Raw genomic sequence first — 15,512 nt, 5'->3', positions numbered from 1 at the left:
ATGCGGAATCCTTTTTGATGTCGTTAAGTTCGTTGTGAATGCATCGATACCCGGCGCTCCCGCGCATCAGTCGGGCCGCAGCCAGATCGTCGCGAGCGGCGGCAGGCGCAACTGCGCGGACCATCGTTCGCCATGCGAGGGGATCTCCTCCGCCTGCACGGCGCCGCCGTTGCCGCGATTGGTGCCCCCGTATGCGGCGCTGTCGGTATTGAGGAGTTCGGACCATCGCCCGCCGGCCGGCAGCCCGATGCGATAGTCGTCGCGCGGCACCGGCGTGAAGTTGCACACGGCCACCAGCCGCCGCCCGCTGTCGTCGCGGCGCACGAACGCGTACACACTGTTGGCCGCGTCGTCGCCGATCAGCCAGCCGAAGCCCTCGGGCTGGCTGTCGAGCCGATACAGCGCGGGTTCGTCGGCGGCGAGCCGGTTCAGGTCGCGCACCAGGCGCTGCACGCCGCGGTGCGGGGGCGTGTCGAGCAGCTCCCAGGGCGGCTGGCCGTCGTGCGCGAACTCGCCGGGTTGCGCGAATTCGCCGCCCATGAACAGCAGCTTCTTGCCGGGATGCGCCCACATGAAGGCGTAATAGGCGCGCAGCGTCGCGAAGCGCTGCCACGCGTCGCCGGGAATCTTCCCGACCAGCGAGCCCTTGCCGTGCACCACCTCGTCGTGCGAAAGCGGCAGCACGAACCGTTCGGAAAACGCATAAACCAGCCCGAACGTCATGCGCTCGTGATGATGGCGGCGATGCAGCGGGTCCTCCTGCAGATAGGCCAGCGTGTCGTGCATCCAGCCCATGTTCCACTTGAAATCGAAGCCCAGGCCGCCGTTTGCGGTGGGGGCGCTCACGCCGGGCCAGGCGGTCGATTCCTCGGCGATGGTCAGCACGCCGGGCGGCGCGTCGGGGCCGTGCAGCGTGTCGTTGAGCAGGCGCAGGAAGGCGATCGATTCGAGGTTCTCGCGGCCGCCGTGCCGGTTCGGAATCCACTGGCCCGACGCGCGCGAATAGTCGCGATACAGCATCGAGGCCACCGCGTCCACGCGCAGGCCGTCCACGTGATGATCGCGCACGAAGGCCAGCGCCGCCGCGATCAGGAAGCCGCTCACCTCGCGGCGGCCGAGGTTGTACACCAGCGTGTTCCAGTCGGGATGGAAGCCCTCGCGCGGGTCGGCGTGCTCGTAGAGCGCGCTGCCGTCGAACTGGCCGAGGCCGTGCGGGTCGGTCGGGAAGTGCGCGGCCACCCAATCGACGATCACGCCGACGCCGGCCGCATGCGCGCGATCGACGAAGCGCGAGAGGCCCTCGGTCGGGCCGAAGCGCGCCGACGGCGCGAACGGCGAGAGCGCCTGATAGCCCCACGAGCCGCCGAACGGATATTCGGCCACCGGCATCAGTTCGACGTGCGTGAAGCCCATGCCGGCCACATAGGGGATCAGCCGGTCGGCGAGTTCGTCCCAGGTCGGGCAGCGCGGCGGATCGCCGATGCGCTGCCACGATTCGGGGTGCACCTCGTACACGGACATCGGCGCGCGCACCGCGTCGGTCTCGGCGCGGCGGCGCATCCAGTCGTCGTCGGTCCAGGCGAAGCGCGTGAGCGCGGCCGGATCGGCCACCACCGAGGCGGTCAGCGGCGGCGTCTCGGTGGCGCGCGCGCACGGGTCGGCCTTGAGCGGCATCACGCGGCCGTCGTGCGAGCGCAGCTCGTACTTGTAGCGCACGCCCGCGCCGATGCGCGGCACGAACAGCTCCCAGATGCCCCACGGGCGGCGCAGCCGCATCGGATGGCGGCGGCCGTCCCAGGAATTGAACTGGCCCACCACCGACACGCGCGCCGCGCTCGGCGCCCACAGCGCGAATATCACGCCGGGCACGCCGTCCACGGTGGCGGGCCGTGCGCCGAGGCAGTCGAGCACGGCGAACGGATCGCCGTTGCCCAGGCGCGCGAGCGCCGATTCGTCGAGCAGCGGGCCGAATGCGTAGGCATCCTCGATATCCTGCGTGGCCGTCATCCAGTCGATCGACAGCCGGTAGGCATCGTCGGAATCGAGCGTGCCGGCGAAGCAGCCGGCCGGCGCGACACGTTCGAGTTCGCCGAGCACGCGCCCGCCGTCGCGCGCCACGGCATGCACGCGATGCGCGCCGGGCAGCAGCGCGCGCACCACCCGGCGGTCGCCGACACGATGTGGGCCGAGGCAGGCGAACGGATCGGGGTGGCGTGCGTCGAGCAGCGCATCGATATCGGCCGGGTCGAACAACGTCTCGCTCATGGGGCGTCCTTCGCGTGGGAGGGCGGGGTGGAAGTGGAAGAAGGGGGCGGCGCGCCGAGCAGTTGCGCGGCGAGCCCGGCCAGGCCGAGCACCGGCACGCGCAGCCAGTCGGGCCGGTTGGCGGCTTCGTAGCCGATTTCGTAGGCGGCCTTCTCGATCAGGAACAGCATCAGCAGCCGGTCCGCGGCGTCGGCCGCGACGAACGGCTCGGCGGCCGCCTCGATCGCACGCCGGTACTGGGCGAGGAAGCGGTCGGCGGCGGCCTGCCCGAAGCGGTCGAACAGCGTGCGCTTCAGGTCGGCGGTGGGCAGCGGCGACTTCTCGATCGAGAACTGCGCGGCCGCGCTCGCATACGACAGCGAGCGCAGCAGCCCGGCCACGTCGCGCAACGGATGCGACTTGGCGCGGCGCGCGTCCAGCGCGCGCGCCGGTTCGCCCTCGAAATCGATCAGCATCGCGTCGCCGTTCACGTTGAGCACCTGGCCGAGATGGAAATCGCCATGGATGCGCGTGCAGAGCGCGTCCAGGTCGCGCGGCACGCTCGCGGCCAGCGCCGCGAGCAGCGCGTCGCGCGAGGCCAGCAGCGTGTGTGCGGCGTCGCGCGCGGCCGGATCGAGTTCGTCGAGGCGCGGCGCGAGCAGGTCGAGCGCGCGCCGGACCATCGCCGAAGCGTCGCCGGCCCAGCGTTCGACGTGGGCCGGCGTGGCGCGCTCGGGCGCGATGTCCGGGTCGTCGCACGGCTCGGCCAGCGTTACGTGCAGCTCGCCGAGCCGGGTGCCGATCGCGCCGGCGAAATTGGCGTAGGCATCGAATTCGTCGGAGTCGGTCAGCGCGTCGTCGGCGTTGTCGGAGGTGGCGGCCGCGGCCAGCGCGAGGTCGCCCACGGCGCGCTTGACGAAGTCGAGCGAGTAGGCCCACGCATCGCCCTGGTTCTCGACGAAGGCTTGCACGATCGCCACGGTATGCGGCGTGCCGTCCTCGCCCACCCGCTGCACCTCGCCGACCAGCGCCGGCGCGTTGCGGTAGCCGGCGCGCGTCAGGTGCCGGCTCATCTCGGCCTCGGGGTGGATGCCGCCCGCCACGCGTCGCACCAGCTTCAGCACCAGCGCCTCGCCGATCACGAGCGAGCTGTTGCTCTGCTCGGCCGCGAGCCAGCGAATCTCGGGGGCGTCGCCCAGCGTGGCCCGATAGTCGTCGAGCGACGGCTCCGGCAGGAACCTCAGCGTGCCGCCGCCCGTGAGCGGAACGCTGGCCTGCTCGGCCAGCTTGCGCAGCAGGCTGTGTGCGAAGCCGGGCAGCGCGAACGCATCGGTCAGGTAGCCGACCGTCGGGCCGCGCCGCACGCGCGCCAGCGCGAGCCGCATGAACAGCGGGTGCGGCGTCTCATCGCCCCAGGCGGCGGCGAGCGGCACCACGTAGCGTTCCTCGCGGCCGTCCGAGCGCGCCACCACTTCGGCGTACTGAAACGCCTCGCCGGGGATCGGCGTTACGCAATCGAAGCGCGCGCCGTCGAGCGTGCGATCCTTCGAGGCGAACCAGCGGCGCAGCGCCAGCCAGTGCGGCAGCACCTCGGTTTCGAGCGACGCCAGCAGCGGCGCGGCCGGGTGCGCGTCGCCGCGCCGCATCACCAGCGTGGTGTATTCGGGCAGCGGCTCGGCGTGCGGGCGATGCCACGCCGGTTCGGCGCCGTGCGGCGTCAGCGCGAACCACAGGAAGCCGTAGGGCGGGAACGTCAGCAAGTAAGGCAGCTCGCCGATCGCCGGAAACGGTGAATCGGAGGTCATCTCCACCGGCACGCTGCCCGCGAACTCTGACAGGTCGATCTCGACCGCCTGCGACGTGCGCGACAGGTTCGCCACGCACAGCACCGGCGTGGCGTCGGGCAGTTCGCGCAGATAGGCGAGGATCTTGCGGTTCTCGGGGCGCAGGAAGCGCAGCGTGCCGCGCCCGAACACCTGGGTGGCGCGGCGCGTGGCGAGGATGCGGCGCATCCAGTTCAGCAGCGAATGCGGGTCGCGCGATTGCGCCTCGACGTTGATCGCGTCGAACCCGTACAGCGCGCCCATCACGGGCGGCAGCACCAGTTGCTCGGGGTCGGCGCGCGAGAAGCCGCCGTTGCGGTCGGCCGACCACTGCATCGGCGTGCGCACGCCGTCGCGGTCGCCCAGGTGGATGTTGTCGCCCATCCCCAGTTCATCGCCGTAGTAGATCACCGGGGTGCCCGGCATCGACAGCAGCAGCGAATTGATCAGCTCGATGCGGCGCCGGTCGCGCTCCATCAGCGGTGCGAGACGGCGGCGGATGCCGAGGTTCAGGCGCGCGCGGCGCTCGCTCGCGTAGGTGTTCCAGAGCATGTCGCGCTCGTCCTCGGTCACCATCTCCAGCGTCAGTTCGTCGTGATTGCGCAGGAAGATCGCCCATTGGCTGCTCGGCGCGAGCTCGGGCGTCTGCCGCATGATGTCGATGATCGGGAAGCGGTCCTCGCTCGCGATCGACATGTAGATGCGCGGCATCAGCGGGAAGTGGAACGCCATGTGGCATTCGTCTTCGTGGCCGAAGTACTCCTGAACGTCCTCGGGCCATTGGTTGGCCTCCGCCAGCAGCATCCGGTTCGGATACTCGGCGTCGATCGCGGCGCGGATCTTCTTCAGGACTGCGTGCGTTTCGGGCAGGTTCTCGTTGCTGGTGCCTTCGCGCGCGACCAGGTACGGCACCGCGTCGAGCCGCAGCCCGTCGATGCCGAGGTCGAGCCAGAAGCGCATCACCTGCAGCACCTCGCGCACCACCGCCGGGTTGTCGAAGTTCAGGTCGGGCTGGTGCGAATAGAAGCGGTGCCAGTAGTACTGGCCCGCCACCGGGTCGTGCGTCCAGTTCGACGGTTCGGTGTCCACGAAGATGATGCGCGTGCCGGCGAATTTCGTATCCGTGTCCGACCACATGTAGTAATCGCGATGCACCGAGCCGGGCTTCGCCTGGCGCGCACGCTGGAACCACGGGTGCTGATCCGAGGTGTGGTTGATCACCAGTTCGGTGATCACGCGGATGCCGCGCGCATGCGCCTCGCGGATGAAGCGGCGCACGTCGGCCAGCGTGCCGTAGTCGGGGTGGACGTTGCGGTAATCGGCGATGTCGTAGCCGTCGTCGCGGCGCGGCGACGGATAGAACGGCAGCAGCCACAGCGCGTCCACGCCGAGCGCGGCGATGTAGTCGAGCTTCGAGATCAGGCCCGGGAAATCGCCGATGCCGTCGTCGTTCGAATCGAAGAACGACTTCACGTGTACCTGGTAGATGATCGCGTCCTTGTACCAGAGCGGATCGCCGGTCAGCGCGCCGCGATCGGAAAAGCGCGCGGCGCTGCGGCGCGGGGTGCGACGCGGCGCGCCGGCCGTGGTCTGGAACGGGGCGCGTTGCAGCGGGTCGAGCTTGTCTTCGCGGATCATCGGCGGACTCCCTCGCCGGCATGACCCGGCGTTGCGCCGCGCGTGCGCGGGGCGTCCGGCGCGATGCGCCAGATCGCGAACGGCAGCGCGTGCGGATCGAGGTTCACGTACTGGCGGGTGCCGTGCCAGTGGCCGGTGTGGCCGCTGGCCAGATCGACGCTGCGCAGCGCCGCACCTTCGGCCACCCCCCACGTTTCGTAGAGCGAACGGTCGAGCATGAAATCGGTGGCCTGCGGCGCCCACGGGTCGAGGCTGACGGCGGCCACGATCACGTTGTCGCCGGTTGGCGTGGCCTTGCGGAACACCAGCACCGAATCGTTGGGCGACTCGAGGAAGCGGATTCCGAGGTGGGTCTGCAGCGCCGGGTTGCTGCGCCGCACGCGGTTCAGCAGCGCGATTTCCGTGCTCAGGTGGCCCGGCTGCTTCCAGTCGCGCGCGCGCAGTTCGTACTTTTCCGAGTCGCGGTATTCCTCGCCGTCGTCGGCCAGCGGCGCCGATTCGCCGATCTCGAAGCCGCTGTACATGCCCCACACGCCCGACAGCAGCGCGGCCAGCGCCGCGCGGATCACGAATTGCGCGCGCGGCGCGTGGTGCAGATAGTGCGGGTTGATGTCGGGCGTATTGACGAAGAAGTTCGGGCGGAAGAAGTCGCGCGCGGGGCCGTCGGCCAGTTCGGTCAGGTATTCGCGCAGCTCGTGCTTGGTCTCGCGCCACGTGAAATACGTGTAGGACTGCGAGAAACCGAGCTTGGCGAGCCGGTACATCATCGCCGGGCGCGTGAACGCCTCGGACAGGAACACCACGTCGGGATGGCGCGTGCGCACTTCCTCGATCATCCAGGCCCAGAACGGCAGCGGCTTGGTGTGCGGGTTGTCGACGCGGAACAGCTTCACGCCCGCGTCCACCCAATGCAGGATCACGTCGCGCAGGGCCGTCCACAGCTCGGGGATCGCGTCCGGCGCGTAGAAATCGGGGTTGACGATGTCCTGATAGCGCTTCGGCGGGTTCTCCGCGAAACGCAGCGAGCCGTCGGGCCGCCAGGCGAACCAGCCCGGATGGCGCGCGAGCCACGGGTGGTCGGGGGAGCACTGCACCGCGAAATCGAGCGCGATCTCGATGCCGTGCTCATGCGCGGCCGCCACCAGCGTGCGGAATGCGCCGAGCGTGCCGAGGCTCGGATGCAGCTCGTCGTGGCCGCCGATCGGCGAGCCGATCGCGTAGGGGCTGCCCACGTCCTCGGGGCCGGCGCGCAGGCTGTTGTTGCGGCCCTTGCGCGCGGTCAGGCCGATCGGATGGATCGGCGGGAAATACAGCACGTCGAAGCCCATCTCGCGGATGCGCGGCAGATGGCGCGCGACGTCCTCGAACGTGCCGTGACGGTTCACGTCGTCCGAGGCCGAGCGCGGGAACATCTCGTACCAACTGCCGAAGCGCGCCGCGCGCCGTTCGGCCTCGATCGGATAGACGGTCGGCTCCTGCGTCAGCGCGGTGCGGCGGCCGAGCGCCGCGTAGATCGCCGCCGACGGCTCGGCCAGCACCAGCGCAAGCTGGCCGGCGGCGTCGGCCGCGTCGAATTCCTTGGCGAGACGGCGGGCGTCGGCCAGGGCCGTGTCGCTGGCGCTGGCGGGGGCCTCGCCGTCGCGCTTGGCGTTCTTGCCGCGCTTGCGGCCCGTATCGACTCCATCGAGCCCATCGAGCGCACCGGCCAGCAGCGCGCGCACTTCCTGCAATTCGAGCGTGATGTCCTGCCCGGCCGCGTGCTTCTTGCCGATGTCCACCACCAGCGAGCCCCAGTCGTCGCGCCAGGCGAGAACCCGGAACAGATGGCGGCCGAGCCGGTCGAGCGGAATCCAGGCGCGCCAGCGGTCGTTGCCGAGCGGGGCGAGCGGGGCCTCGCGCCAGGCGGCTTCGTCGGCCGCGCGCCAGGCCACGGCCGCGCCGAGCTTCGCGTGGCCGTCCGCGATCAGCGTCGCGCGCACTTCCACCTGTTCGCCCACCACGCGCTTGGCCGCGAAGCGGCCGCCATCGACGCTCGGTTCGACGCGCTCGATCGCGATGCGGTCGGCGGCGAGCGCGGCGGACAGGGCGGCGTTGGCGGACGAGCGGGCGCGGCGGCGGTTGGCTTCGCCGGCGGTGGTTGTGTGGGCGGTGGTGTCGGCTTCTTCCCCGGCGTCGCTTGCTGCGTTCGCCGTCTTGCCGTCCGCCTTGGCGTCCTTGCCCGGCTTGACCGGTTTCGCGCGCGCCGCGCGCAGCAGCGTGACGTCGCCCGGCATCAGCGCGAGCGCGCCGAGCGGCGCGGTCTTGGCGCGGCGGCCCGCCGACAGCGGCGCGAAGCGCGTGAACGCGCCCGGCACGCCGGCCAGACAGGCCGGATCGACCGAGGCGGTGACGTCGAGTTCGGGGTTCAGCGCGATCAGCAGCGCGTCGTCGGCGCGCTCCAGCGACGGCGCGTCGCCGCGCAGCAGCACCGTGGCCGACGCGTCCGCGCCGCTCAGTGCCGCCAGCTCGCCGCGCGACGCGAACACCGGCGAGGCGCTGCGGCGGCGGTTCGCTTCGGCGAGCGCCTCCGACAAATCGAACGGCGCGTGCTCGAACGCCTCGCGAAACGCCGCCGGCTGCGGGTGGGCCGTCATCAACGGCGTGGCGACGCCGCGCTCGAAGCCCATCGGCACCAGCCAGCCCGTACCCAGCGCGGCGGCCGTTTCCAGCGCGCGCCGGTAGCCGCGTTCGACGGCGTCGGGCGGCAGGCCGCGCAGGTCGTGCGCGAGGCGCGGGCCGTCGAACGCGTCGGGAAACGTGATCGGCGAGCCGACCCGGCGCAGCAGCGCGTGTTCGTCCACCAGCCAGGGCGCGCGCAGGTCCCACCAGCGCAGCGACGAGAACACGCCGTCGAAGCCCGCGCCCTCGAACGCGCCGAGCGCCTCGCGCGCATGGCCGGGGATGCCGGCCAGCCAGCGCACGTCGTGCAGTTCGCCATGGCGCGAGCCGAGCCAGGTGCGCCACCAGGCGGCCGGCAGGCGTTGCGGCGCGTCGATCAGGAAGCCGGCCACGCCGGCCGCCGACAGCGTCGCGAAGCGGCCGTGCCACCAGCCGGCCAGCGCGTCGGCCACGTCCGGCTGCGTCACGTCGGCGTAGGCGACCGTCTGCTCGAAGGCCGCCGTGCGCGGATCGATGCGGGCGTCGTCGTGGTGCCGCTCGACGTACCACGTGGGTGCGGTCTTGCGCAGCGGATGCTCCACCGCGACGCGGTCCACCGTCACGTCGAGCATCAGTTTCAGATCGAATTCGCGGGCCTGTTCGGCCAGCCGGGCCAGCGCGCCGGCCGTGTCGAGGTCCGTGGCGAGCGAGTCGGCCGGGCGGTCGTGATCGGCCACCACGCGCGGGTGGCCGGCGCTGCCTGCCGCGCTGAAGGCGCCGATCAGCACGTGATCGAAACCGAGCGAGGCGATGCGCTCGAACCAGGCGGGCCAGGCGTCGAGCGGGCCGACCAGCCGCGCGTCGAGGAAGTACAGATGCGGGGAAAACGGGGATGCGGGAACAGAAGCCATTGGACCGTCCGGTGCGAGTGGACAGCGGCGGTTGCCGCTTGCGCGTTGGAGAGCGCAACGGGCGTGCCCGCTGCCGGAGGCCCGTGGGCTGGGGCTGTGGCTGGCCGGGATCGCCCGCGCCGTGCAGGAAATGCCCGTTATGGGGCGCATTCGGCCGATGTCTGTAGTTTTTACAGAGATGCGAGGGGGGAGCGGAAGCGGGGCGCTGGGCGTGCGCCGAATTGCTTGGTTACAGGTCTTACGGATAACCAATCTGCTGGTTACATAAACCTTTCGATGTTTTGGCTAGACTTCGTGCCATTCCCTGTTCACGCAAGACTTCAACTGACAAAAGGTGTCCATGATGGCGAACACACTGATCAAACTCGTCGCGGTTGCGGCCCTCGGCGTTGCCGTTTCGATGCCGGCCTTTGCGCGCGGCGACCTGAACAATGCGCTCGGTGGCGCGCTGGGCGGCGTGGCGGGCGCGGCGTTGGGCGGGGCGGTGGGCCGCAGCACCGGCTCCGTGATCGGTGGCGCGGTGGGCGGCGGCGCGGGCGGGGCGATCACGTCGAGCCGCCGCGAGCGTACTGGTGCGATTCTCGGCGGCGCGTTGGGCGGTGGGGCGGGCACGGCGGCGGGCAATGCGATGGGTGGCCGGTCGGGGGGCTTGGTGGGTGCCGCGCTGGGTGGCGGCGCGGGGGCGGCGCTCGGCGGGAACGTGTCGCGGTCGAATTCGTATGAGGACGATTACCGGCGCGGCGGGCGTGGTCACCATGGGCGGCATCGCGGGCATCGCAATTGGGATTGAGAGCGAGCGCGGATTCGCGCTCTTGTGATGGGTGAGGCCCGGGGGTGGCGCGATGCGTTGACCCCGGGCTTTTTTCAGGACGTCTCCCTCGCCACCAGAAACCGCGCCTTGTTCCCACTCCACCTGGATGCATTCGCCCGATAAACGCCCAGCAACTTCGTGCGCAGGTTGTCGGGCTGGCTGAACGAGGCGAGATTCAGCTTGCCGATATCGCCTTCGGACGCCACGTCGATGCCGCATTCCAACTGAAACGGCACCTCGTACGGAAACAGCACCTCTTCCTCCGACGTATAGGCGCCGCCGATCCGCCCCTGGGTTCGCGCGGGATCGATCCGCATGATCCACACGAGCGAGACACCGGCAATCGACGCGAGCCCGTCGCCGCTGCTCGTCGAGAAGAATTGGTTGGTTCGCCAATCCTTGTCGAACCGATAGCATTGACCGGCCGGCGGCGGGACATCCGGAAACGCGATGCCCTGCGTTTTCAGGTACTGCACCATGCCCACCGAGTCGCCGCGGATCACCCATGAACCGGTTGGCCGCGGCCTCGCCTGGAGCGCGCCTTTGGTGTCTTCCAGCAGATCGACCAGATCGGACAAGCGGGTCGCCGCTTGCTGCCGGTAGTCCTGCATGATTTGACGTTCGCTGGGAACGTTCGGACCCGGCCCGAGTGCCGATATCAATTCGCGGTGATCGGCGGAGGCGTCATCCTGCATGATGGCGGTCATCATCTGTTCGTCGATTTTCATCAACTCCCAGCCTTTGGGATCTTTTTTCAGATCCATCAGCACTTTCGTGATGACGCTGTTGAACGCAACGTTATTCCCGTTGGTGAGCGCCTGATCGACCATGTATTTGTACTGAGGCTGCGCGGCCATGATCCGATAGAACTGGTTCATGATCTTGTAGCCGTGCAAGTAGTAGTAATCGAGCGGCGGCGTGGCAACGAATGGCATTGTCTGGATGCTCCTCGAAATCGCGAACGCCGTGCGGTATCGGCTCGATACCGGAAGCCGGTCAGCGCTCGACAAGGGTGGTCGATGCATCCAGAACAGCGCAGCGGCGGGTTTTATTCCGCGATTGTCGAAGGGGCCGCACGCCTCCCGGGCGAGGCGACGCGAGCGCTACTCCGGTTCGCGCGGCGTCTTGTCGACGTCGGCTTGCTGTTCGGGCGTGACTTCGAATTGTTCGAGGTGTTTGGAATGCAGGGACATCACGGTGGCCATGCACCAGACGGCGTGCGGCACGGAACGCAGCGTCAGCAGCCAGTTTTCCGCCTCGCAGCGATAGAACCAGTTCCCGGCCTCACCGTCCCAGAGCGACGGGTCGGTGCGGGCCAGCAAGGCGGCCTTGCAATCCTTGGCCTTGCCGGGCACGTCGAAGACGACGCCGTAATGGGCGTAGTCGGTGAAGACGATGGTCGGGTCGTTGAAGAGCGCGTGGAGGTGGGCTTTCAGGGCGGGGAGGTCGGGGATGGGGGGCATGGGAGGTGATTTTGAAGAGGGGCCGGGCCGTATCATGCTGCCTGATGGCGAATTAGCTTGCTGATCCTACAGGCCATGGAAAACAAAATGAAGAAGCATCTTACAGGCGAATCGATATCAAAAATGACGGTCTCAAGCGTTCGTTTGTCGCACAACCGCTGGTAATCGTTGGGTTTAAGAAATTTCTCGAAAAGGTCAATCCGACAAGTCAATGAGGGTGATAACAAAAAGCAACCAAAAGGCGGCTTTTTGTAGTCAAGGCACGACGATTTTCATTCTTCGTTCCACACATTCATTTTTTCTTGGGGTCGTGAATGGGAAGGGTGGGGTGCTTGGGTTTTGTCGGAGGATTCACATGGTGTCTCCGGTCATCTTTTCCATCTTCTCGTTTGGGCTTCGGGCCAGGATTGATTGTCGTCATATTTCAATTTCCTTTTGTGAACAGGTGTGGCCTCAAATTAACCTGCTGTCTTGAGGTATCAAGCAGTAGATCGATTCATCAGTACCAATGCGTCGGCGGTATTGCTGATGCGCAGACACTAGTTTGCCGCAGCGAGGATAAATCGGATATAGGTTGCTTCATTATGATTTTCGACGCTGACGAATACATCTTCGAGAAAATTTTTCTGAACAAGAGTGTCTATATTTTTAATAAAGGATTCAATGGCGCGAGTGGCGCCATTCCTGCTCGAATATTCCTGATTTCGGTTTGCCGTGAGCGCTATCGCTACGTCTTGCGAGAGTTGCGGCGCTGGTGCGCCGAGGACTGTAACGAGTCAGGGAGGATGTCGCCGAAGGAGATGGGATAGCCATTGACGATTGCTCAAAATATCGCCATCACGCCGGCAATCGCCTTGAACTCTGCCGTGTGTGGTTGTTTCGGCACTTTTAGCATCCCTGGCCCCTTACCATCCGTCGAGGATATATACGACCGGTTGGAAGGTGAAGTTCCAGGAAACGCTCATACGCCATTGCTGAACGGGCGCCAAACACGGTGCTGCTTGTCTACGGCACGAAGGCCATATAGTGGGAGCGACTCCGTTGACAACGGATTTGGACGAGAGTACACGTTTTTGCATATGCAGGCATATGGTGCTATTGTTTGAGGGTTGCCGACACGATCAGGAGGGCGAGATGCGTACCGTATCGATTTTCCGAAACAATGCGAATCAGGCGATCCGCATCCCCAAGGATTTGGAGTATCAGGGTGTGGTCGAGCTCGAAATTCGCCGGGATGGCGACACGCTCATCCTCCGTCCAGTTCGGCCGACGTGGGGTTCTTTTGCTTCGCTTGAGTCGGCCGATCCGGACTTTCTGTCTGAGCGAACTCCTGTCGTCGCACCGGAGCGCCGGTTTGAGTTGAGCGATGATGATCTGGGTGTCAAAGCCGGGCCATCGACGTCATGAGCCTGTACATGCTCGACACGAACATCTGTTCGTACATCATGCGGGCCCGGCCCGCCGAGGTAATCCGTCGACTGGAGATTGCTGTATCCGCGCAGCATCGCATCGTCATATCGGCGATCACTTACGCCGAGTTGTGTGACGGCGCGGCGAGCAAGCGAGCATCGCCTAGAATGCCTGGCCTCGTCCGCGAGTTTGTTGCGCGCCTCGATGGTGTACTCGCATGGGATGCTGCGGCGGTCGATGCGACCACAAATATCAGGAAGGCCCTGTCGGAAATGGGCACGCCGATCGGCTACAACGATGCGTCGATTGCAGGGCATGCAATCGCCTGCGGCGCGATGCTTGTAACGCATAACACACGAGAATTCGAGCGGGTTGCAGGCCTGCAACTCGAAGTCTGGCACGATTGATCGGACGTTGGTTGGCGGAGTGGCTTACGATTTTTGGGGCTTGCTAATTGTCATGGCGCCGCCGATCTATTTCGTATCGTGCGTGAGCAACAAAGCTCGGAGCCGGGGGCCGCACGCATATTGCATGAGTCGCAGTGGTCAGGCCCACTCCGCACCCCCCATTTCCCGTGCTACCATCGCTCATGGATACCGATAACCAGGCCCGGGCAACCCGCCGCTTTTCAGCCTGGTAACCGCCCCCAGAAGAGACACTCGCGGCCCCAGCCGCCCGCCGGAACTCAACGCAGGCAAGCGCCAGCCCCCGCCAGCCCACCTTCCCAGCGAGCCCCCCACCCCGCGAGGTCACAACGATCGAGACAGGAGAACGCGATGCCCCACAATCCCCCCCGCCGCCTGCGCAGCCAGGAGTGGTTCGACGATCCCTCGCATGCCGACATGACCGCGCTCTACGTCGAGCGCTTCATGAACTACGGCCTCACGCGCGAGGAAATCCAGTCGGGCCGCCCGATCATCGGCATCGCGCAGACGGGTAGCGATCTCGCGCCCTGCAACCGCCATCACATCGCGCTGGCGGAGCGCACCAAGGCCGGCATCCGCGACGCGGGCGGCATTCCGATGGAATTCCCGGTGCATCCGCTGGCCGAGCAGAGCCGCCGGCCCACGGCCGCGCTCGACCGCAATCTGGCCTATCTCGGCCTGGTCGAAGTGCTGCACGGCTTCCCGCTCGACGGCGTGGTGCTGACCACCGGCTGCGACAAGACCACGCCGGCCTGCCTGATGGCGGCCGCCACGGTCGACATGCCGGCCATCGTGCTGTCGGGCGGCCCGATGCTGGACGGTTGGCACCAGGGCAAGCGGGTCGGTTCGGGCACGGTGATCTGGCACGCGCGCAACCTGTTGGCGACGGGCGAGATCGATTACGAAGGCTTCATGGAACTGACCACGGCCTCGTCGCCGTCGATCGGCCACTGCAACACGATGGGCACGGCGCTGTCGATGAACAGCCTGGCCGAAGCGCTCGGCATGTCGCTGCCGGGCTGTGCGAGCATTCCGGCGGCCTATCGCGAGCGCGGTCAGATGGCCTATACGACGGGCAAGCGGATCGTCGATCTGGTGCGCGAGGACGTGCGCCCGTCGCAGATCATGACCAAGGCGGCGTTCGAGAACGCGATCGTGATCGCGTCGGCGCTCGGCGCATCGAGCAACTGCCCGCCGCATTTGATCGCGATCGCGCGTCACATCGGCGTCGAACTGTCGCTGGACGACTGGCAGCGCCTGGGCGAAGCGGTGCCGCTGATCGTCAACTGCATGCCGGCCGGCGATTACCTGGGCGAGAGTTTCCACCGCGCGGGCGGCGTGCCGGCGGTGTTCCACGAACTGTCGAAGGCGGGCCTCGTGCATCGCGATTGCCTGACGGTGTCGGGCGGCACGATCGGCGAGATCGCGGATCGTTCGGCCACCTCCGATCGCGACGTGATTCGCAGTACGGAAGAACCGCTCAAGCACGGCGCGGGCTTCATCGTGCTGTCGGGCAACTTCTTCGACAGCGCGATCATGAAGATGTCGGTGGTGGGCGAGGCGTTCCGCCAGACCTACCTGAGCGAACCCGGCTCGGAGAACGCGTTCGAGGCGCGCGCGATCGTGTTCGACGGCCCCGAGGATTACCACGCGCGCATCAACGATCCGGCGCTTGAAATCGATCAGCACTGCATCCTGGTGATTCGCGGCGCGGGCACGGTCGGTTACCCGGGTAGCGCGGAAGTGGTCAACATGGCGCCGCCGGTGTCGCTGGTGCGCGAGGGCATCACGTCGCTGCCGACGATGGGCGACGGCCGGCAGAGCGGCACGTCGGCGAGCCCGTCGATCCTCAACATGTCGCCGGAAGCGGCGGTGGGCGGCGGGCTGTCGCTGCTGCGCACGGGCGACCGGATTCGCGTCGATCTGAATTCGCGCAAGGTGGATGTGCTGGTGGACGACGCCGAACTGGCACGCCGCCGCGAAACAGCGGAGTTCAAGATCCCGCCCGCGCAAACGCCGTGGCAGGAGCTGTATCGCCAGACGGTCGGCCAGTTGTCGACGGGCGGCTGCCTGGAGCCGGCCACGCTGTACCTGAAGGTGATCGAGACGCGCGGCAACCCGCGCCACTCGCACTGAACTTGCCCTGACCC

Annotated in this window: 9 protein-coding genes; 4 read left to right on the top strand and 5 right to left on the bottom strand. The window is 67.4% G+C overall.

Annotated elements, in window-relative coordinates:
- Positions 1–66: 66 nt before the first annotated feature.
- The 3 genes from glgB to AB4851_RS01315 are packed head-to-tail and all read right to left on the bottom strand — an operon-like array spanning position 67 to position 9,253.
- On the bottom strand, positions 67–2,265 hold the full coding sequence (glgB, locus tag AB4851_RS01325; RefSeq protein ID WP_414448104.1) for a 1,4-alpha-glucan branching protein GlgB: 2,199 nt from the start codon (positions 2,263–2,265) through the stop codon (positions 67–69).
- Complete coding sequence (gene treS, locus AB4851_RS01320; RefSeq protein ID WP_414448103.1) at positions 2,262–5,705, bottom strand: maltose alpha-D-glucosyltransferase; 3,444 nt, start codon at positions 5,703–5,705, stop codon at positions 2,262–2,264. The genes glgB and treS overlap by 4 nt, the downstream gene beginning before the upstream one ends.
- Positions 5,702–9,253 carry a maltotransferase domain-containing protein gene (locus AB4851_RS01315; RefSeq protein WP_414448102.1) on the bottom strand — a complete coding sequence of 1,184 codons (3,552 nt, stop codon included), beginning with the start codon at positions 9,251–9,253 and terminating at the stop codon, positions 5,702–5,704. The genes treS and AB4851_RS01315 overlap by 4 nt, the downstream gene beginning before the upstream one ends.
- Before the next feature lie 343 nt (positions 9,254–9,596).
- Here AB4851_RS01315 and AB4851_RS01310 point away from each other — a divergent pair, with 343 nt between their 5' ends.
- On the top strand, positions 9,597–10,043 hold the full coding sequence (locus tag AB4851_RS01310) for a hypothetical protein (RefSeq protein ID WP_414449212.1): 447 nt from the start codon (positions 9,597–9,599) through the stop codon (positions 10,041–10,043).
- A gap of 74 nt (positions 10,044–10,117) precedes the next feature.
- On the opposite strand, the gene AB4851_RS01305 is transcribed toward AB4851_RS01310, so the two are convergent.
- Together AB4851_RS01305 and AB4851_RS01300 are read right to left on the bottom strand one after the other, a co-directional pair.
- Positions 10,118–10,999 carry a hypothetical protein gene (locus AB4851_RS01305; protein WP_414448101.1) on the bottom strand — a complete coding sequence of 294 codons (882 nt, stop codon included), beginning with the start codon at positions 10,997–10,999 and terminating at the stop codon, positions 10,118–10,120.
- Positions 11,000–11,167: 168 nt separating this feature from the next.
- Positions 11,168–11,527 (bottom strand): hypothetical protein, encoded by a 360-nt coding sequence (locus AB4851_RS01300; RefSeq protein WP_414448100.1) that lies wholly within the window; start codon positions 11,525–11,527, stop codon positions 11,168–11,170.
- Positions 11,528–12,661: 1,134 nt separating this feature from the next.
- On the opposite strand from AB4851_RS01300, the gene vapB reads away from it, so the two are divergent.
- The 3 genes from vapB to AB4851_RS01285 all read left to right on the top strand — a co-directional run bounded on the left by vapB (position 12,662) and on the right by AB4851_RS01285 (position 15,498).
- Positions 12,662–12,934 carry a type II toxin-antitoxin system VapB family antitoxin gene (gene vapB / locus AB4851_RS01295; protein WP_414448099.1) on the top strand — a complete coding sequence of 91 codons (273 nt, stop codon included), beginning with the start codon at positions 12,662–12,664 and terminating at the stop codon, positions 12,932–12,934.
- 8 nt (positions 12,935–12,942) lie between these two features.
- Positions 12,943–13,344 carry a type II toxin-antitoxin system VapC family toxin gene (locus AB4851_RS01290; protein WP_414448098.1) on the top strand — a complete coding sequence of 134 codons (402 nt, stop codon included), beginning with the start codon at positions 12,943–12,945 and terminating at the stop codon, positions 13,342–13,344.
- A gap of 369 nt (positions 13,345–13,713) precedes the next feature.
- Positions 13,714–15,498: an IlvD/Edd family dehydratase gene (locus tag AB4851_RS01285; RefSeq protein WP_414448097.1), complete on the top strand. Its 1,785-nt coding sequence runs from the start codon at positions 13,714–13,716 to the stop codon at positions 15,496–15,498.
- Positions 15,499–15,512 lie beyond the last annotated feature (14 nt).

It is taken from the genome of Burkholderia sp. 22PA0099 (genome assembly GCF_047497165.1).
In the GTDB taxonomy this organism is placed as follows: domain Bacteria; phylum Pseudomonadota; class Gammaproteobacteria; order Burkholderiales; family Burkholderiaceae; genus Burkholderia.
Note: the sequence above shows the minus strand (reverse complement) of the source record. Positions and strands in the feature narration are given on the sequence as shown.